The 17,787-nt window shown below is 61.2% G+C and carries 18 protein-coding genes; 6 read left to right on the top strand and 12 right to left on the bottom strand.

Annotated features, from left to right (window positions below):
- The 3 genes from ilvD to VF672_RS08130 all read right to left on the bottom strand — a co-directional run.
- A partial coding sequence (gene ilvD / locus VF672_RS08140; RefSeq protein ID WP_331103452.1) for a dihydroxy-acid dehydratase occupies nucleotides 1-1,685 on the bottom strand: 1,685 nt, incomplete at its 3' end.
- 269 nt (nucleotides 1,686-1,954) lie between these two features.
- The gene (locus VF672_RS08135; RefSeq protein ID WP_331103450.1) at nucleotides 1,955-2,416 is read right to left on the bottom strand and encodes an REP-associated tyrosine transposase; all 462 of its coding nucleotides are present in this window, start codon (nucleotides 2,414-2,416) and stop codon (nucleotides 1,955-1,957) included.
- A gap of 276 nt (nucleotides 2,417-2,692) precedes the next feature.
- Nucleotides 2,693-3,889 carry a class I SAM-dependent rRNA methyltransferase gene (locus tag VF672_RS08130; protein WP_331103448.1) on the bottom strand — a complete coding sequence of 399 codons (1,197 nt, stop codon included), beginning with the start codon at nucleotides 3,887-3,889 and terminating at the stop codon, nucleotides 2,693-2,695.
- 167 nt (nucleotides 3,890-4,056) lie between these two features.
- Here VF672_RS08130 and VF672_RS08125 point away from each other — a divergent pair, with 167 nt between their 5' ends.
- From VF672_RS08125 to VF672_RS08115, 3 genes are all read left to right on the top strand, one after another.
- Nucleotides 4,057-4,923: an HDOD domain-containing protein gene (locus VF672_RS08125; RefSeq protein ID WP_331103446.1), complete on the top strand. Its 867-nt coding sequence runs from the start codon at nucleotides 4,057-4,059 to the stop codon at nucleotides 4,921-4,923.
- A 38-nt stretch (nucleotides 4,924-4,961) separates the two neighbouring features.
- Nucleotides 4,962-5,774: a bifunctional DNA-formamidopyrimidine glycosylase/DNA-(apurinic or apyrimidinic site) lyase gene (gene mutM, locus VF672_RS08120; RefSeq protein ID WP_331103444.1), complete on the top strand. Its 813-nt coding sequence runs from the start codon at nucleotides 4,962-4,964 to the stop codon at nucleotides 5,772-5,774.
- 173 nt (nucleotides 5,775-5,947) lie between these two features.
- Nucleotides 5,948-6,283, top strand: coding sequence for a multidrug transporter (locus tag VF672_RS08115; RefSeq protein ID WP_331103442.1), 336 nt, complete (start codon nucleotides 5,948-5,950; stop codon nucleotides 6,281-6,283).
- Here the strand turns inward: VF672_RS08115 and ggt are convergent.
- The 3 genes from ggt to coaD form a co-directional block, all read right to left on the bottom strand.
- Complete coding sequence (gene ggt, locus VF672_RS08110) at nucleotides 6,265-8,007, bottom strand: gamma-glutamyltransferase (RefSeq protein WP_414705582.1); 1,743 nt, start codon at nucleotides 8,005-8,007, stop codon at nucleotides 6,265-6,267. The two genes, VF672_RS08115 and ggt, sit on opposite strands and share 19 nt — an antisense overlap.
- An 81-nt stretch (nucleotides 8,008-8,088) precedes the next feature.
- Nucleotides 8,089-8,340, bottom strand: coding sequence for a YfhL family 4Fe-4S dicluster ferredoxin (locus VF672_RS08105; protein ID WP_331103440.1), 252 nt, complete (start codon nucleotides 8,338-8,340; stop codon nucleotides 8,089-8,091).
- A 98-nt stretch (nucleotides 8,341-8,438) separates the two neighbouring features.
- Nucleotides 8,439-8,918, bottom strand: a complete 480-nt coding sequence (gene coaD, locus VF672_RS08100; RefSeq protein WP_331103438.1) for a pantetheine-phosphate adenylyltransferase — start codon at nucleotides 8,916-8,918, stop codon at nucleotides 8,439-8,441.
- Nucleotides 8,919-9,118: 200 nt separating this feature from the next.
- Between coaD and VF672_RS08095 the strand changes: the two genes are divergently transcribed.
- The 3 genes from VF672_RS08095 (at nucleotide 9,119) to VF672_RS08085 (ending at nucleotide 11,989) form a co-directional block, all read left to right on the top strand.
- Nucleotides 9,119-10,315 carry an MFS transporter gene (locus tag VF672_RS08095; protein WP_331103436.1) on the top strand — a complete coding sequence of 399 codons (1,197 nt, stop codon included), beginning with the start codon at nucleotides 9,119-9,121 and terminating at the stop codon, nucleotides 10,313-10,315.
- 72 nt (nucleotides 10,316-10,387) lie between these two features.
- Nucleotides 10,388-11,074, top strand: coding sequence for a TetR/AcrR family transcriptional regulator (locus VF672_RS08090; protein ID WP_331103434.1), 687 nt, complete (start codon nucleotides 10,388-10,390; stop codon nucleotides 11,072-11,074).
- 60 nt (nucleotides 11,075-11,134) lie between these two features.
- A complete protein-coding gene (locus tag VF672_RS08085) occupies nucleotides 11,135-11,989 on the top strand; it encodes a sulfurtransferase (protein WP_331103432.1) in 855 nt (284 codons plus the stop codon).
- A 16-nt stretch (nucleotides 11,990-12,005) separates the two neighbouring features.
- On the opposite strand, the gene VF672_RS08080 is transcribed toward VF672_RS08085, so the two are convergent.
- The 6 genes from VF672_RS08080 to VF672_RS08055 all read right to left on the bottom strand — a co-directional run bounded on the left by VF672_RS08080 (nucleotide 12,006) and on the right by VF672_RS08055 (nucleotide 17,587).
- Nucleotides 12,006-12,329 carry an AzlD domain-containing protein gene (locus VF672_RS08080; protein ID WP_331103430.1) on the bottom strand — a complete coding sequence of 108 codons (324 nt, stop codon included), beginning with the start codon at nucleotides 12,327-12,329 and terminating at the stop codon, nucleotides 12,006-12,008.
- Nucleotides 12,326-13,054, bottom strand: coding sequence for an AzlC family ABC transporter permease (locus VF672_RS08075; RefSeq protein ID WP_331103428.1), 729 nt, complete (start codon nucleotides 13,052-13,054; stop codon nucleotides 12,326-12,328). Before VF672_RS08075 ends, VF672_RS08080 begins: the two co-directional genes overlap by 4 nt.
- A 67-nt stretch (nucleotides 13,055-13,121) precedes the next feature.
- On the bottom strand, nucleotides 13,122-14,138 hold the full coding sequence (locus VF672_RS08070; RefSeq protein ID WP_331103426.1) for a hydrolase: 1,017 nt from the start codon (nucleotides 14,136-14,138) through the stop codon (nucleotides 13,122-13,124).
- Nucleotides 14,122-14,742 carry a 16S rRNA (guanine(966)-N(2))-methyltransferase RsmD gene (gene rsmD, locus VF672_RS08065; RefSeq protein WP_331103424.1) on the bottom strand — a complete coding sequence of 207 codons (621 nt, stop codon included), beginning with the start codon at nucleotides 14,740-14,742 and terminating at the stop codon, nucleotides 14,122-14,124. The genes VF672_RS08070 and rsmD overlap by 17 nt, the downstream gene beginning before the upstream one ends.
- Nucleotides 14,742-16,145: a M16 family metallopeptidase gene (locus VF672_RS08060; protein WP_414705583.1), complete on the bottom strand. Its 1,404-nt coding sequence runs from the start codon at nucleotides 16,143-16,145 to the stop codon at nucleotides 14,742-14,744. Before VF672_RS08060 ends, rsmD begins: the two co-directional genes overlap by 1 nt.
- An 89-nt stretch (nucleotides 16,146-16,234) precedes the next feature.
- Nucleotides 16,235-17,587 (bottom strand): pitrilysin family protein, encoded by a 1,353-nt coding sequence (locus VF672_RS08055; RefSeq protein WP_331103422.1) that lies wholly within the window; start codon nucleotides 17,585-17,587, stop codon nucleotides 16,235-16,237.
- Between the last annotated feature and the right edge of the window lie 200 nt (nucleotides 17,588-17,787).

Below are 17,787 nucleotides of genomic sequence, written 5' to 3'. Positions count from 1 at the left end.
TCCGCGTCGTCGATCAACAGGTTGATCGAGCGATTCGGAATGTCGATCAGCACTTTGTCGCCGTCGCGGACCAGGCCGATTGCGCCGCCCGCCGCTGCTTCAGGAGAGGCGTGCCCAATGGACAGGCCTGAGGTCCCGCCGGAAAAACGCCCGTCGGTGAGCAGCGCACAGTCTTTGCCCAAGCCTTTGGATTTCAGGTACGACGTCGGGTACAGCATCTCTTGCATGCCCGGGCCGCCTTTCGGGCCTTCGTAACGGATGATCACGATGTCACCGGCCTTCACTTCGTCCGCCAGAATGCCGCGAACGGCGCTGTCCTGGCTTTCAAAGATCTTGGCGTTGCCTTCGAACACGTGAATCGACTCGTCTACGCCTGCGGTTTTCACCACGCAACCGTCGAGTGCAATGTTGCCGTACAGCACGGCCAGGCCGCCTTCTTGCGAATAAGCGTGCTCGACGCTACGGATGCAGCCGTTCTCGCGGTCGTCGTCCAGGGTTTCCCACCGGGTCGACTGGCTGAAGGCCGTCTGGGTCGGAATGCCGGCAGGGCCCGCTTTGAAGAAGTGATGAACCGCTTCGTCGTCGGTCTGGGTGATGTCCCACTTGGCGATGGCTTCTTCCATCGACGTGCTGTGCACGGTCGGCAGATCAGTGTGCAGCAGGCCGCCACGGGCCAGCGACCCCAGGATACTGAAGATACCGCCGGCCCGGTGGACGTCTTCCATGTGGTACTTCTGGATGTTCGGCGCGACTTTGCACAGCTGCGGCACGCGGCGCGACAGACGATCGATGTCGCGCAGGTCAAACGGGATCTCGGCTTCCTGAGCGGCGGCCAGCAAATGCAGGATGGTGTTGGTCGAGCCACCCATGGCGATGTCGAGGGTCATCGCGTTTTCAAATGCCTTGAAATTGGCGATGTTGCGCGGCAATACCGAGTCGTCGTTGTCTTTGTAGTAGGTTTTGCACAGGTCGACGATGGTGCGGCCAGCCTGCAGGAACAGCTGCTCGCGATCAGAGTGAGTCGCCAGTGTCGAACCGTTGCCCGGCAGCGCAAGGCCCAGGGCTTCGGTCAGGCAGTTCATGGAGTTGGCGGTGAACATCCCGGAGCACGAGCCGCACGTCGGGCAAGCACTGCGCTCGTATTCGGCGACTTTCTCGTCGGAAGCGGTGGAGTCTGCGGCGATGACCATGGCGTCGACCAGATCCAGCCCGTGGCTGGCGAGTTTGGTCTTGCCGGCTTCCATCGGACCGCCGGAAACGAAGATCACCGGGATGTTCAGGCGCAATGCAGCCATCAGCATGCCAGGGGTGATCTTGTCGCAGTTGGAGATACAGACGATGGCGTCGGCGCAGTGAGCGTTGACCATGTACTCGACCGAATCGGCGATGATTTCGCGACTTGGCAGCGAATACAGCATGCCGTCATGGCCCATGGCGATGCCGTCGTCGACAGCGATGGTGTTGAATTCCTTGGCGACGCCGCCCGCTTTTTCGATCTCGCGCGCCACCAGTTGACCCATGTCCTTCAAGTGGACGTGGCCTGGAACAAACTGGGTAAACGAGTTGGCGATGGCGATGATCGGCTTTTTGAAGTCGTCGTCCTTCATGCCCGTGGCACGCCACAGAGCGCGGGCGCCGGCCATATTGCGGCCGTGGGTGGACGTTTTCGAACGGTAATCAGGCATTGGAGCACTCCGGCTAATCGGCTAACAAGGAAGGGAGTGAGCTTCTATTGACGTCGGGTGCAAAAGGCAGTGACCGGATGCAGCGAAGAAACCGAACGATACGGGATCACCGTACGCTCAGCCTGAGCTCATAAACCCGCCGGGGGATGACTGGCGATGAATAGCGCTGATTCTACACCTGTGCGGGCGGGAGGGAATGGTGGGGAGACGCGAGGGCATGATCTCTGTCATGAGGCACCGACTTTCCGCCGTCAAACTGCGATAGCACATCACACCCATATCGCGTCCCAGAGCGGGTAATCGTGAATGCGGGTGACCAACCCTGCTCTTATGGGATTCGCAACGATGTAACGCGCGACCGCTTGCAAATCCTCCTCTTTTCTAACCGTTCGATCGTGATAACCCTTCTGCCATAGTCGGTGGCTGCCTCCATTGAGCTCGTTGAATGCCCGCACGGCTCTTGACTTGGTTTTACACATCAAGACAGGCAGATGAACGTTCTGAAGTTCAACTAACCAATGAAAATGGTCTGGCATGACGACCCACGCCAACGATCTTGCGGCGCCTTCTTCCTCTGCGAGGCGAAACGCGTTTACCAGGAGACGCCCCGTTTGCCAGTCGCTGAAGAAAGGCACGCGACCTCGTGTCACGCTGGTTAGGAGATATATTTGGCCGCTTTCGGAAAAACGTCCGAAGCGCAGGCGATGTGCGCCGGGGGATAGTTCAGACAATACGCTGCCCTCATCTTTGAAAGTGAGGAAAACGTTAGCGGCTCGAGGATCGTATCAACGCGAAATTGTGTGACAGAAGATCGCGGGCCTGTAGGAGCGTGGCTTGTCCCGCGATCTGTTGCGAAGCGACAGCAACCCTGCGAAGGCATTTAACCAGGCACACCACAAGCGCCTGGTTTCACTGCCGGTTTCCGGCACAATCGCGGGACAAGCCACGCTCCTACAGGTTTTGCATTTTGACCTGCAGGAGTGTGCGGGCTCGTTACGCCACAGGCATCAGCTGTTCGGCAATAGCCGGCAGGTGATGCTCTTGATGTAGCGCGTCTCCGGGATAGCAGGGTGGACCGGGTGGTCCGGACCCTGCCCGCCGCGCTCCAGCAACTGGATGTTGCGGTCCAGATGGCGGGCGCTGGTGAGGAGGATGTTCTGCAAATCGTCCTCCGGCAGGTGCATCGAGCAGGAAGCGCTGACCAGGATGCCGTCCTTGCTGAGCAGACGCATGGCTTGCTCATTCAGGCGACGGTAAGCGCCTTCGCCGTTTTTCATGTCCTTCTTGCGTTTAATGAACGCAGGCGGGTCGGCGATGATCACGTCGAAGCGCTCTTCAGCCGCTTTCAGCTCCTTGAGCGCTTCAAACACGTCGCCTTCGATGCAAGTAACCTTCTCCGCAAAGCCATTGAGCGCTGCGTTGCGCTCCACGCCGTCCAGCGCAAAGGCCGACGCATCGACGCAGAACACTTCGCTGGCGCCGAACGCACCGGCCTGAATGCCCCAGCCGCCGATGTAACTGAACAGGTCCAGTACACGCTTGCCCTTGGCGTACGGTGCGAGACGCGCGCGGTTCATGCGGTGGTCGTAGAACCAGCCGGTCTTCTGACCTTCCATCACTGGCGCCTCGAACTTTACGCCGTTCTCTTCCAGCGCAACCCACTCCGGCACCAGGCCGAACGCGGTCTCGACGTACCGGTTCAACCCTTCGGCGTCGCGCGCGGCAGAGTCATTCTTTAGCAGGATGCCGCTCGGCTTGATCACTTGAATCAGCGCGGCGAGTACGTCGTCCTTGAGTTGCTCCATGGCCGCTGACGCCAACTGCACCACGAGGATGTCACCGAAGCGGTCCACCACCAGACCCGGCAACAGGTCGGAATCGCCATAGACCAGACGATAGAACGGCTTGTCGAACAGACGCTCGCGCAGCGACAGGCAGACGTTCAGGCGATGAACGAGCAACGACTTGTCGAGGGGCAGCTTGATGTCGCGCGACAGCAAACGCGCGCAAATCAGGTTTTGCGGGCTCATCGCGACGATGCCCAGCGGCTTGCCGCCAGCGGCTTCAAGAATCGCTTGGGCGCCCGGCGCGAAGCCGTTGAGCGGGGTGGCAGCGACGTCGATTTCGTTGCTGTAGACCCACAAATGGCCGGCGCGCAGGCGGCGATCGGCGTTGGGCTTGAGGCGCAGGCTAGGCAGGGACATGACGTCGCTCCGGAAAAAAGAGCGGGAGTATACCGCGTGATCTGGTTGGCAGGCGCGCCGTGCTTGATTACCGTCTGGCAGTCCGTCGGATCCGTAGAATCGTTACCCGGTTGCCGACGCATGGGCGCGAGGGGTTAGAATCGTGCCCTGAACCCGAGTGAGAAGTTATGTCTCAAGAGCTTACGTCCGAGCAGATCCAGCAGGCGCTACAAGGCATCAGCGTTCCGCCCCAGCCGCAAATCATGGTGGATTTGCAGATGGAGCAGTACATGCCCGACCCTGACCTGGGTGCCATCGCCCGGTTGATCTCCCAGGATCCGGGGCTCTCCGGCGCGCTGCTGAAAATCGTCAATTCCAGCCACTACGGCTTGAGCAACAAAATCGCCTCGATCCAGCGGGCGGTTAACCTGCTCGGCAGTCGCTCGGTCATCAATCTGATCAACGCGCAATCGATCAAGGGCGAGATGAGCGATGAAACCATCGTGGTGCTCAACCGGTTCTGGGACACCGCCCAGGACGTTGCGATGACCAGTCTGACGCTGGCCAAGCGCATCGGCTCGCAAACGGCCGACGAATCCTACGCGCTGGGTCTGTTCCATGACTGCGGCGTGCCGCTGATGATCAAGCGCTTCCCCGATTACATGAGCGTGCTGGAACAGGCTTACGCCAACACCACGGCCGAGTGCCGGGTGGTGGACACCGAAAACAGGCTGCTGAATACCAACCACGCCGTGGTGGGTTATTTCACCGCCAAATCCTGGCGTTTGCCTGAACATGTCAGCAATGCGATCGCCAACCACCACAATGCGCTGGCGATTTTTCAGGACGACTCGGGTCGCAACGCACCGCTGAAAAACATGCTGGCCGTCCTCAAAATGGCTGAACATGTCTGTGAATCGCACCGAGTTCTGGGCAACACGGACGTCGACCACGAGTGGAACAGCGTTGGTCCTCTGGTGCTCGACTACGTCGGTTTTTCCGACTACGACTTCGAAAACCTCAAAGAAAGCATTCGCGAGTTGCGCGCGCACTGACCCTGTACGCCTGACTTCGCCCTTCATCGAGCTGCCGCATGCCTGAGTTACCTGAAGTCGAAACCACCCGCCGGGGCATTGCGCCGCATCTGGTGGGCCAGCGCGTTAGTCGCGTCATTGTGCGTGATCGTCGCCTGCGCTGGCCGATCCCCGAAGATCTCGACGTGCGCCTGTCGGGGCAGAAGATCGTGGCCGTCGAGCGGCGTGCCAAGTATCTGTTGATCCAGGCGGAGGTCGGCACGTTGATCAGCCACCTCGGCATGTCCGGCAACTTGCGTCTGGTGGACGCCGGTTTGCCGCCCCTCAAGCACGAGCACGTCGACATCGAACTCGAGTCAGGCATGGCATTGCGCTACACCGACCCTCGTCGTTTTGGCGCCATGCTCTGGAGCCTCGACCCGCTCAATCACGAGTTGCTCGCACGGCTTGGACCGGAACCGCTGACCGAGGTGTTCGACGGTCTGCGTCTGTTCGAAATGTCCCGTGGCCGCGCGATGGCGGTGAAGCCGTTCATCATGGATAACGCCATCGTCGTCGGGGTCGGCAATATCTATGCGACCGAAGCACTGTTTGCCGCCGGCATTGATCCGCGTCGCGCCGCCGGGAGCGTTTCCAAGGTGCGCTATATAAAGCTCGCGATTGAAATCAAACGCATTCTGGCCGCTGCCATCGAGCGGGGCGGTACCACGCTGCGTGATTTCATCGGCGGAGACGGCCAGCCGGGCTACTTCCAGCAGGAGCTGTTCGCATACGGCCGCGGCGGGCAACCGTGCAAGGTATGCGGAACCACGCTTCGAGAGGTGAAGCTGGGTCAGCGGACCAGTGTCTACTGCCCGAAATGCCAGAAGTAGTTCATGGCAGCGCTGCGGCCTGAAGAGCTTAATCGCCGCTTGATACCCCGGGGCGCTATTCGACTCCTCCTACAGGACGTGTGTCGTCAATGAGACGCCTCGGCTCTTGCGTAAGCCCAAGCCGTGTTTATAGTGAACAGCATCATTTCTGCCAAAGCCTGAAGGACCATGCCATGAGCCCGTTTCGCCTGCTTGCTGCCACGTTGGCCGTGTTCTTCGGTTTGCAAATCACGCCTGCACTGGCTCAAGACGCGGCGGGCAGTGGTGATCCCGTCTACGAGATCGAGAGTCCTCCTGCGTACGCGATGATCGGCGATCTGCTGATTGCACGGCCGATTCTGATCGCGGCAACCATCATTGGCGCAGGGCTGTTTGTCGTCGCGTTACCTTTCACCGCCACCGGTGGCGGCATTGGCCGCACCGGTAAGGCGCTGGTCGTTGACCCGGGCAAGGCCGCTTTCGTCCGCTGCCTCGGTTGCACCGGAGATGGCTACGGCAAGCAGGACTGATCGGCGCAGGCGCGCATCAGCTTCAGCGCGGCATCGGGTTTGAAGGTCGTCGAAACGCCGACACCCCGCGGATCGCTGGCTGCTTCAACCCGGGCACTGTTCTTGTGCCACAACAATACCTGCTGATTGCCAAAATCTTTCGCGGTCTCCTTCAGCGTATAGCCGCGCTCGCGCAGATCAGCCAAGTCGTGCTCCGTGAAGGTGCCCGGCTCGTACTCCACCACATCCGGCGTGTATTGATGGTGGTAGCGAGGCGTTGATACCCAGTTGGTGATCGGCTGACCGTCCAGGTATTGCAGCATCGACAGCAATACCATGCTGGGGATGCGGCTGCCCCCCGGGGTACCAAAGGCGGCGAGCGACTGCGGGCCTTCGATAAAACTCGGACTCATGCTTGAGAGGGGCCGCTTGCCCGGCTCGATGGCGTTGGCATGAGCGGCTGGAAGCGCCGAGGTGCCCTGGCCTTTAGGGTCGATGGCGAAGTCGTCCATTTCATCGTTCAGGACTACCCCGGTACCGGGAACGGTAAACGCGGAGCCGAAGGGCAGATTCAGCGAAAGTGTCGCCGTGACGGCGTTGCCTGCGTTATCCAGCACGGCGAAATGGCTGGTGTTGTCGCCCTCACGCCAGCGCGGTGCGGGCGGCAGGATGTTATTGGGCGTAGCGCGATGAGGGTCGATGCTGGTGGTCAGTTGCTCCAGGTAATCGGCGTCCAGCAGTTGAGCCACCGGGTTGGGCACAAAGTCCGGGTCGCCCAGCAAGACGCGATCACGGTACGCGCGGCGCAGGGCCTCGATCACAAAGTGCGCTCGCTGGATTTTCCCCGCCTCTCGCCAGGGCAGTTGCTGCAGCATGGACAGGCTCTGGGCCAGAGCAATGCCGCCTGCCGAGGGTGGCGGTGCGCTGATCAGCTCGCGTTGATCGGCCATCTGCACGCGCAGAGGGGTGCGCGTTATGACTTCGTATTCTTCAAGGTCGTGGTAATTCCAGATGCCGCCGGCGCGGCGAACGCCGCTGACCATCGACTGGGCCACCAGGCCGCTATAAAACCCGGCGCGGCCCTGGTCGGCAAGGCGCTCCAGCGTTTGCGCCAGTTCAGGCTGGGTAATCACTTCACCCAGGTTGGGCACGTCGTTGTTGCGCAGAAACAGGCGCGCGCTTTCCTTGTTGTTGCGCAGCGCGAAAAGCCGCCAACTGGCGCGCTCGCGATAAACGCTGTCCACCTTGAAGCCCCGGTAGGCGACCCGAATGGCTGGCGCCAACGAGATCGAGAGCGGTAGCTGACCGTAGCGCTCCGCCAGCTCAACCAGCGCAGCGGGCAGCCCCGGAATGGCCGCTGCCAGAGGGCCGTTCAGGGACAGGTCCGGCTGGAGGATCCCGTTGCGATGGAACATTTTGGGTTTGGCTTTGAGGGGCGCTTTTTCACGTGCGTCGAGAAACTGATACTGAACAGGGTCGCCCGATTGCCGCAGCAGGAAGAACCCGCCGCCACCGAGACCCGATCCGTAAGGTTCGACGACGGCGAGCGTGGCGCTGATGGCAATGGCGGCATCGAATGCATTGCCGCCGTCGATCAGGATCTCCTGACCGGCGGCCGTGGCGATGGGATGCGGGCTGGCAATGGCGGCCTGATCAGGGTGATCGGGACTGGCCTTGGCCGAAAAAACGCACAGCAGAACCACTGCGCCTGACAAAACAGGTATCCGTTCCAGCATAGAGATCATGCGTGTCTCGCTCAATTCAACGGGCGTTATAAGCCAGTGTCTTCGGCGAAAGCACGTATGCCGACAGGGTATGCGTTCGGTTTATGCCTTGGTGGTGATCAGGTTGTACTTGGCCATGAGCTCGTCCTTGCTCTCCACGTGGTTTTCGTCCAGCGGAATGCAATCCACGGGGCAGACTTGCTGACACTGCGGCTCGTCATAGTGGCCTACGCATTCGGTGCACAGGTTGGGATTGATCACGTAGATCTCTTCGCCTTGGGAAATCGCTTCGTTCGGGCACTCGGGTTCGCAGACGTCGCAATTGATGCAATCGTCGGTGATGATCAGGGACATGGATACTCCTGCCACGGTCGGGACCGGGCATATCAAAACGAATGCGGCGAATTGTGCCGCATTAGCGCTCGGTATGCACCTCGCCTCGACGCAAGGCTTCAGGCTTTGAAAAGTTCGCTCAGCGCCTGGGCCACGGCAGGATGTACGAATTTGGTGATATCACCGCCTAACGCTGCGATTTCCCTGACCAGCGTAGATGAAATGAACGAATAGCGTTCTGATGGCGTAAGAAAAAGACTTTCGACGTCCGGTGCCAGTTGCTTGTTCATGTTGGCGAGCTGAAATTCGTACTCGAAATCGGAAACCGCACGCAGGCCGCGCAGCAGAATGTTGGCGTTCTGTTCCTGGGCGAAGTGCGCCAGCAGCGTCGAAAACCCCACGACTTCCACGTTGGGCAGGTGTTTGGTCGCTTCGCGGGCGAGCGCAACACGTTGCTCCAGCGGGAACAGCGGATTTTTCTTGGGGCTGGCGGCGACGGCAATGACCACTTGATCGAACAGGCGCGAGGCGCGTTCAACCAGATCGCCATGACCCTTGGTGATAGGGTCGAAGGTGCCGGGGTACAACACTCGGTTCATCGCGTCGTCCTGGTCGGAGTTCGTTGGGGACTCGATGGTAGCTCAGCGGGATGGGTCGGCCAAGTCGCCGAAGGGTGTGGTTGAATTTATGGATAATGGCGCTATGACGTCAGCGGCGCTTGCGCTCGGTCACAGGCGCACGCCAGACTGCCGGGACTACATTTTCACCACGGCCCCGCACTACCTGACACGGAGTCTTGATGCGCACGGACTATCTGGCGTTTTTCATTTCCCTTTTTCTCTCACGGCTCGCCGATCAGGTTCTCCTGTTTCTGGTGCCGCTGATCGTTTTCCAGACCACTAACAGCGCGTCTCTGGCAGGCCTGGCGTTCTTTGTCGAGACGTTGCCGCGCTTTCTTGCATTCCCGCTTTGCGGCGCGCTTTGCGACACCTGTTCACCCATCCGGCTGCTTCACATCAGCCAGATCTACCGCGCCGCCGTGTGTCTGGTCGCGATGGGCCTGTACGGCCTGTTTGGCGGCATCGGCTGGCTGATCGGGCTGTCGGCAATCTGCGGCATTCTGACCACTCAGGGCATCATGGCCCGAGAGGTAGTGATGCCGCATATCTTCCCGGATTACCGCTACGGCAAGACGCTCTCCTACTCCCAGATTGCCGATCAGAGCGGCCTGGTGCTTGGGCCGCTGCTGGCAGCGCTTGCGCTGGAGGTGTGTCCCTGGTGGGGCGTCGTCATCGGTGTGGCGCTGGTTTTCGTTGCGGCTGATGTGGCCATGCGCATCTGGCAACGCAAAAGCGATGTCACCCTGCAACGCTTCGAGCAGCACGCAGGCATCTGGACGCAGCCGCTTGGAATCGCCCTAGGTCACATTCGGCGACTGCCCGAGCTTCAGAAAATCATTTTGCTGGCCGTCGGGGTCAACCTGATCGTCGGCGTCACCCTGGCGAGCTCGGCAGCGATGGTGATCGGCTCGTTTGGCGAGAGCAAAGACTTCTACGCCGGCCTGCAGGCAGCCGGCGCTTTGGTGACCATTGCGATCCTCTTCGTGCTGGCCCGCATCAGCCTGCCGCTGAAACTGCTCGGTGTGATGTCTTACATCGCCTTGCTGCTGGGCGCACTCGTTACCGCCACCAGTGCTTCATCGGGGCTCTACCTTGTCGGCTTTCTGCTGATTGTCGGCTTCGACAAAGTGTTCAATGTCTATATGCGCACCGTTCGGCAGCGGGTCATCCCGGCGCGCGATTTTGGCAAGACAGTGGGCGTCATCACGCTGCTGAATAACCTGTCGCAACCGCTCGCCGGTCTGCTGGTCGGGGTGCTGACGGCGCCCCTCGGGCTGCGCGCGGTTATTTTGATCAGCGCGTTGGGGGCAGGCGTGGTCGGCTTCGGCGCAGCGGCGATGGTGCGGCTCAAGGTGGCGACCGCCGTGGAGCGATGAAGTCTGCAACGGGTTCAACGCTTGCGTTAAGATCCAGCACATCCCTGTTACGTTTCGACGTTCGAGTTGAACATGGCGCCGCGCATCAAAACCGTACGCATCAGCACCCGTGGACGCATCGTGCACAGCAGCCTGGAGCTGTTCAATCAGCAGGGCGAGCGCAGCGTGAGCACCAATCACATCGCGGCGCACATGGAAATGTCGCCCGGCAATCTGTACTACCACTTCCCCAACAAGCAGGCGATCATCGCTGAGCTTTTCACCGAATACGAAACGCTGGTCGACAGCTTCCTGCACCCGCCCAAGGGCCGTTTGCCCAGCGTCGAAGACAAGCGTCATTACTTGATGGCGATTCTCGACGGCATGTGGCGCTACCGTTTTCTGCACCGCGATCTCGAGCATCTGCTTGAAACGGACCCTGAGTTGGCGGTGCGTTACCGGCGCTTTTCCCAGCACTGCCTGATCAAGGCGATGTCCATCTACAGCGGCTTTGTCGACGCGCAGATCCTCAGCATGGACAAGGTCCAGATCGAATCGCTGACGCTCAATGCCTGGATTATTCTGACGTCCTGGGTGCGGTTTCTTTGCACGACCCGGGAACATGCGGCTCACGTGAATGACGACGCGATTCGAAGGGGCGTTTACCAGGTGCTGATGCTGGAATTGGCTTACGTCACGCCCCAGGCCCGAGAAGCCGTGAACGCGCTGTGCGCAGAGTTTTATGTGCCCCTGGCCAAGGCACTGGAGGCCGCTGGCTGACCGCAGTCACCTCACTAGCCGATTGTCATATTCCACTTTCACTGCCTGCAGGAGCCTGTCATGTCCATCGCACAATTGATCAGCCCGCAACAATTGTCAGAACGTCTGACGCAGCCCGGGCTTGTCGTCCTGGATTGTCGTTCGTCGCTGGACGATTTGGACTACGGCCAGCGCAGCTACTCAGAGGGCCATATTGAAGGTGCTTCCTACGCTGACTTGCTCAACGATCTCAGCGGGACCATCGCCAAAGGTGTGACCGGTCGCCATCCGCTGCCGGACCCAAAGACGCTGATTGAGCGCTTGCGGTTTTGGGGCGTGAACAATCAGAGCGATGTCGTGCTATATGACGATGGTCCGGGTGCTTACGCCGCCCGGGCCTGGTGGCTGCTGGCATGGTTGGGCAAGCGCGACGGTGTGTATGTGCTCGATGGCGGGCTCAAGGCCTGGCATGCCGCGGGTTTGCCGCTCAGCCTTGATCCTCCGCAGCAGCCTCAGGGCTCATTCGACGGCGTGCCGGATGACTCGATCGTGCTGACAGCCCAGGAGCTGCAGGCCCGTATCGGGCGTCCCGCCATGACGCTGATCGACGCGCGTGCGCCCGCGCGGTTTCGGGGTGAAGTCGAGCCGATCGATCCTATTGCCGGGCACATTCCTGGCGCGCAATGCGCGGCGTTCACCGACAACCTCGGACCGGACGGGCGTTTTCTTCCGGCCGACCAGCTGAAACGGCGGTTCGACGAGGCGCTTCAGGGGCGTCCTGTCGACGAGCTGGTCGCCTATTGCGGCTCCGGCGTGACGGCATGCCACAACCTGTTTGCGCTCTGCCTCGCCGGGTATCCGCTGGGTGCGTTATACGCGGGGTCCTGGAGCGAGTGGATCAATGATCCGCAGCGTGGCGTGGCGACTGGGGACTGAGGCAGCAGTGCCTGTCTCAGATCTGCCCCATCGCCCAGCGCAGTGCGAAGAACACGGCCAATCCACCGCCAATGGTCGCCAGAAGATGGCGGGTGATGGCCGCGATGCCGATCGACACGATCCCGGCCAGCAAGTAGGCATTGTCCAGCGACAGCTGCCAGTGCGTGCCGTCGGGTAGCAACATGCCGGGCACCACAATGGCCGTCAGCACGGCGGTGGGTACGTAATGCAACCCTTGGCGCACCAGTGGCGGGAAACGCAGGTTCGGCCAGGCGAACAAGCTGTAGCGCATCAGAAAGGTGATCGCCGCCATGCCCAGCATCAGCCACCAATAGGTCATGGGCGCACCTCGTTTGCGGGCATGTCATCCTGCTTCGCGACCTGTCGTCTTTCCAGAAGCACCCCCGCCGCGATGCCGCTGAAGGCTGCAGCCATGAGGCCTAACTTGCAAGGCCAGGACCACGTCAGCAGGGCAACCGCGCCAGCGACGACCGCGGCCGCGATCTGGGGCCGGTTGCGCAGCAGTGGCACGACGATGCCGATGAAGGTGGCCAACATCGCGAACTCCAGGCCCCAACTGGCCATGTCGGGAAAGGCCTGACCAAACAACACACCGACCCAGGAGCAGCTCACCCAGCAGGTGTAAAGCGAACTCGCCACCCCCAGCCAATACCAGTGCGCCAACGGTGTCCGGCCGTGGACCAGATAATGGCGTTGAACGATGGCGAAGGTTTCGTCCGTCAACCAGAACGCCAGCAACAATCGCCAGCGCTGCGGCAGACCTTGCACCTGTGGCTGCAAGGTTGCGCTGTACAGGACGTGACGCAGGTTGACGATGAACGTCGTCAACAGAATCACCACCGCACCGGCGCCGGCACCCATCAGGCTGACAACGATGAATTGCGCCGAGCCCGCGTAAACGAACATTGACATGCCAACCGCCTGCCAAAGCGTCAGCCCGCCAACACCGGCCAGGGTGCCGAAGATGATGCCGAACGGGGCAATGCCGACCAGCATTGGCACGCTGTCGCGAAGGCCGCGCGCGAAGAATTGATTCCGGGACATGATTGTTCTCCTTATGACCCGGATGGTAAGCGGGCGACGCCTGGGTGTCTTGAACGATCGTGCAGCGCTAGAGGCCTGCCCGCGCGCCATGGACATCCGTCAGCCACGCCGGAATTCGTTGCTCCAGGTAATACGTTGGCGTTCTGACCGTGCCGCCGACGAAACCTACGTGTCCGCCTTTTTTCTGCAGATCAAACTCGGTGCCGGGCGATAGCTCGGACGCGTCAGGCAGGCTGTGCTTGAACACGAAGGGATCGTCCAGAGACTGAATCAGCAGGGTTGGCGTACGAATGGCGCCGAGGAAGTACCGACTGGAGGCGCGCTTATAGTAATCATGAGCATCCAGGAATCCATTGAGCGGGGCCGTCACGCGCCCGTCGAATTCCCAGAACGTGCGCAGGTCTTTCAGCGAACCCAGTGCTGCCAGTTCCGCCAGCCCATCGCTGAGCCCCTCATGCTGAAAGCGTCTCTGCTTGTCCTTGATGTAGCCCACCATCTCGCGCATGAAATGGCGTTGATAGACTTTGGAAAACCCCAGTCCGATACGGTCGGCGCACTCGTCCAGGCGAAACGGCACCGACACCGCCACAGCCCCTTGCAGGTGGCTGTCGAGCCCGGTTTCTCCGAGGTGCTTGAGCAAGATGTTGCCGCCCAGGGAATACCCGACGGCATATAGCGGCGCCAACGGCCGGGCCTTGCGAAGATGATCGATCACGGCCGCAAGATCTTCACTGGCGCCCGAGTGATAGCTGCGAGGCAGCAGGTTAGGCTCCCCGGAACAGCCTCGCCAGTTCAGGGCGACACTCGCCCAGCCGCGTTTTTCCATCGCCTGCTGCAGCCCTGCCACATAGGGGGAGTTGGACGAGCCGGTCAAGCCGTGCAGCACCAGCACGACCGGCACGTTTGCGTCATGAGGGCCGTGCCAGTCCATGTCGAGAAAGTCGCCATCTTCCAGCCAGATGCGCTCGCGCCGTCGGTCCAGGTGAGTGGTCGGGCGCCAGAGCGGGCCCCACAACGTCTGCAGATGCGGGTTGCCCAAGCCAAAGGCCGGGATGAAGCCGGCAAGGTCAGCTCGCGAGGACACTTCGTTCCCACAGTGCGTAATGAACCTGGCCGGCTTTTTTCTCACGGTGCAGGCGCCAGTTGGCGGGCATGCCCAGCGTGGACGGCGCGGTTTCGCTTTCGGTGTAGATCCACGCGTTGTCCGCCAGCCAGTTGCGCTCTTCAAGCAGCGCGCACGCAGGCATCAGCAGGTCCTGGTGGAACGGCGGGTCCAGAAACACGACGTCAAATTGTTCCGCAGTCTGACTCTCCAGGTGGCGGAGCGCATCGCCGGTTGCGGTTTTGCCAACGGTGCAACGCAGCGTGCCCAGGTGTTCGCGCAGGCTGGAGATCGCCGTCGAGTTGGTGTCCAGCGCCAGCCCCATGCTGGCGCCGCGCGAGAGGGCTTCGAGGTACAGCGCGCCGCTGCCGGCGAACGGATCGAGCACGCGCGCGCCCTCGATGTAGGGCGCCAGCCAGTTGAACAGGGTTTCACGCACGCGATCCGGCGTCGGGCGCAGGCCCGGTGCGTCAGGGAAACTCAGACGCCGACTGCGCCATTCGCCGCCGATGATCCGCAGTTGGCCCAGGCCTGTGTGGATTTTGTGCCCTTTGTGAATACGCGGCGGCTTGGAAGTCGAGGTCATCAGTGCTCCGGAACGCCGAGTGGTTGCTCGGCGGGTTTGTCAGTAGGGGGCGGCAGTGGCTTCTGCGCGACAGTCGGACCTGCCGTCACGACCACCAGCTTGTCAGCGTCCAGGTGTTTGTTCATCACGGTCTTGATCTGCTCGACCGTCACGCTCTGGGACTGCGTCATGAAATCTTCGAGGTACGTCAGCGGCAGATTATAAAAGCCGACGGCGCCCAGTTGGCCAACGATCGCCGCATTGCTGGCAGTCGCCAGAGGAAAGCTGCCGGCCAATTCGCGCTTGGCATCGTCGAGCTCTTTCTGGGTCGGGCCGTTGGCAAGGAAGTCGCGGGTGATGTCCTTGACCAGTTTGAGGGTGTTTTCGCTCAGCTCGGCCCGGGTCTGCAGGCTGATCATAAACGGACCTTGTGCCTGCATGGGCGTGAAGCCCGATGAAACGCCGTACGTCAGGCCGCGTTTTTCCCGGACTTCGGTCATCAGACGGCTGCCGAAACCACCGCCTCCCAGGACCGAATTGCCCAGTGACAGGGCTGCGTAATCAGGATCGCCGCGTGCAATGCCCAGTTCAGCCAGCATCAGGTGCGTCTGCTTGGACGGAAACTCAATGTGAGTCTCACTCGGCTTGGGCTCGGTTGGCGCGACGGTTTTCGCCAGCGCCGGACCTTTGGGCAGCGAGGCGGAAACTCGCGCTGCCACCGCTTCAGCCTCGGCGCGTGTCAGGTCGCCGGCCAGTGCGATGACGGCATTGCCGGCCGCGTAGGCCTTGGCGTGAAAAGCCTTCAGCTGAGCCAGCGTAAGGGGCGCGATGCTTTTCGCCGTGCCCATGCTCGGGTGCGCGTAAGGATGATCGCCGTATAGCCGCTTGAAGAGCTCATCGCCTGCGAGGCTGCCCGGGTTCTGCTTTTGATAGTCGAAGCTCGCCAGCAATTGGTTTTTTATCCGCGCCAGTGAGTCCGCCGGGAATGTCGGTTTGCCCACCACTTCGGCAAACAATTCAAGCGCGGGCTCACGCTTGTCGGCGGCGCTCAGGCTGCGCAGCGAGGCGATCGCCATGTCGCGGTAAGAGCCGTTGCCGAAGTCAGCACCCAGCCCTTCGAAACCCTCCGCGATGGCGCTGACGTTCTTGCCTTTGACGCCTTCGTTGAGCATCGCGTTGGTCACCAGCGCGATTCCGGGGGTGGCGCCATCCTGGCTGCTACCGGCCGCAAACAGCAGGCGCATATCGAACATGGGCAGCTCATGGGCTTCAACAAAGAGCACCCGTGCGCCTTCGGCCGTATTCCACGACTGAATATTCAGCGAACGGCGGGCTGGCGCCTTGCCGTCCAGTTCTTTGAGAGATTCCAGCGTGCTGGCAGCCTTGTCGATGGCTTTCGGGGCATCGGCGGCAGTCTCCGCCATTACCGGTGCGGCACCGAGCAGGCCGAACGTCACGGCAAATACGAATGAGCAGGCCCGCGTTCGTGCACAGCGGGATTCGTCGCGCGGGGTCATTGGGCTTTCTCCTCAGGCAAAACATGCGCAACGGCAAGGCGCTCGCGGGTGAAGTAAGTACGCGCGGCTTTCTGAATGTCTTCCGGGGTCACGCTTTGCAGTGCTCCCAATTCCTGATCGATGAGCGTCCAGGACAGGCCGACGGTTTCCAGCTCGCCAATGGTGCTGGCCTGGCTGGTAATGGAATCACGCTCGTACACAAGTCCTGCAATTACCTGGGCTCGGACCCGTTCAAGTTCTTCCTTGGCGGGCGGTTTGGTTTTCAACTCGTCGAGCAGGCGCCAGATGCCCGCTTCAGCGTCGGCGAGGGTTTTCTTCTTCTGCTGATTGGGGGTGGCGCTGATGGTAAACAGGCTGTCGCCGCGGGTGTAGGCGTCGTAGTCGGATGAAGCGCCGGTGACCAGTTCTTCGCCGCGTTCCAGACGGGTCGGGATGCGAGCGCTATAACCGCCATCCAGCAGGGCCGAAATCAGGCGCAGCGCGTTGACCGATTGCGGGTCGGTGGCGGTGGACAGGCTGGGCACATTGAAGCCATACATCAGGCTGGGCATCTGCGTGGCGACATGCACGGTGATCTGGCGCAGGCCGGGCTCGGCGAGCTCGAGCGGCTTTTTCGACGCAGGCACGTCGCGGCGCGGCACCGGGCCGAAGAATCGCTCCGCCAAGGCTTTCACTTCATCGGGCTTCACATCACCGACCACCACCAGGGTGGCGTTGTTGGGCACGTACCAGGATTCATACCAGTGGCGCAGCTCGCCGACTGTCATGCGGTCCAGGTCCGCCATCCAGCCAATGGTCGGCGTGTGGTAGCCGCTGGCGGGATAGGCGAGGGCTTTGAAGCGCTCGTAGGCTTTGGCGTTCGGCTTGTCGTCGGTGCGCAAGCGGCGCTCTTCCTTGATGACTTCGATTTCCCGAGCGAACTCTTCCGGCGGCAGGCGCAGTGTGGCCATGCGGTCGGCTTCCAGTTCGAAGGCAACCGCCAGCCGATCCCGGGCCAGTACCTGGTAATAAGCGGTGTAGTCGTCGCTGGTGAAGGCGTTCTCTTCAGCACCCAGGTCGCGCAGGATCAGCGACGCTTCGCCAGGGCCGGCCTTGGAGCTGCCCTTGAACATCATGTGTTCCAGGGCATGGGACAGGCCTGTCTGGCCAGGCGTCTCGTAACTGGAGCCGACCTTGTACCAGACCTGCGAAACCACGACTGGCGCGCGGTGATCCTCACGCACAACGACCTTCAAGCCGTTGGCCAGCGTGAACTCGGTGGTGGGTTGTGGGTCGGCAGCCAGTGCGGCGAAGGGCAAACAGATTGTGCTGAGCAGCAGGCCTGCGGCGCAGCGGGCAAGAGCATTCATTCGTGATTTGAACCTTGGAGACGGCCTGCTTAGCGTCAGCGGGCGCGGGGGTTAGGGCGTATCATCACATATTTCCACCACCGCGCCGGAGTCTGAGATTGCGCAGGGCAAGGCGCGAGGAGAGTGGTTTGGTCATTCCAAACAAACGACGAGTAACGCAGCCCTGCACAATCTCAGGCCCGGCCCTACGGGTTGTCGCC

This window comes from Pseudomonas sp. (assembly GCF_036387035.1).
GTDB lineage: Bacteria > Pseudomonadota > Gammaproteobacteria > Pseudomonadales > Pseudomonadaceae > Aquipseudomonas.
The sequence above is the reverse complement of the archived record's forward strand: the minus strand, read 5'-3'. Positions and strand labels throughout refer to the sequence as shown.

Excerpts from the sequence above, each read along its gene's own strand:
- VF672_RS08130 (WP_331103448.1), bottom strand. The coding sequence starts at position 3,889 with ATGTCCCTGCCTAGCCTGCGCCTCAAGCCCAACGCCGATCGCCGCCTG.
- VF672_RS08125 (WP_331103446.1), top strand. The coding sequence starts at position 4,057 with ATGTCTCAAGAGCTTACGTCCGAGCAGATCCAGCAGGCGCTACAAGGC.
- mutM (WP_331103444.1), top strand. The coding sequence starts at position 4,962 with ATGCCTGAGTTACCTGAAGTCGAAACCACCCGCCGGGGCATTGCGCCG.
- VF672_RS08115 (WP_331103442.1), top strand. The coding sequence starts at position 5,948 with ATGAGCCCGTTTCGCCTGCTTGCTGCCACGTTGGCCGTGTTCTTCGGT.
- ggt (WP_414705582.1), bottom strand. The coding sequence starts at position 8,007 with ATGATCTCTATGCTGGAACGGATACCTGTTTTGTCAGGCGCAGTGGTT.
- VF672_RS08105 (WP_331103440.1), bottom strand. The coding sequence starts at position 8,340 with ATGTCCCTGATCATCACCGACGATTGCATCAATTGCGACGTCTGCGAA.
- coaD (WP_331103438.1), bottom strand. The coding sequence starts at position 8,918 with ATGAACCGAGTGTTGTACCCCGGCACCTTCGACCCTATCACCAAGGGT.
- VF672_RS08095 (WP_331103436.1), top strand. The coding sequence starts at position 9,119 with ATGCGCACGGACTATCTGGCGTTTTTCATTTCCCTTTTTCTCTCACGG.
- VF672_RS08090 (WP_331103434.1), top strand. The coding sequence starts at position 10,388 with ATGGCGCCGCGCATCAAAACCGTACGCATCAGCACCCGTGGACGCATC.
- VF672_RS08085 (WP_331103432.1), top strand. The coding sequence starts at position 11,135 with ATGTCCATCGCACAATTGATCAGCCCGCAACAATTGTCAGAACGTCTG.
- VF672_RS08080 (WP_331103430.1), bottom strand. The coding sequence starts at position 12,329 with ATGACCTATTGGTGGCTGATGCTGGGCATGGCGGCGATCACCTTTCTG.
- VF672_RS08075 (WP_331103428.1), bottom strand. The coding sequence starts at position 13,054 with ATGTCCCGGAATCAATTCTTCGCGCGCGGCCTTCGCGACAGCGTGCCA.
- rsmD (WP_331103424.1), bottom strand. The coding sequence starts at position 14,742 with ATGACCTCGACTTCCAAGCCGCCGCGTATTCACAAAGGGCACAAAATC.
- VF672_RS08060 (WP_414705583.1), bottom strand. The coding sequence starts at position 16,145 with ATGGCGGAGACTGCCGCCGATGCCCCGAAAGCCATCGACAAGGCTGCC.
- VF672_RS08055 (WP_331103422.1), bottom strand. The coding sequence starts at position 17,587 with ATGAATGCTCTTGCCCGCTGCGCCGCAGGCCTGCTGCTCAGCACAATC.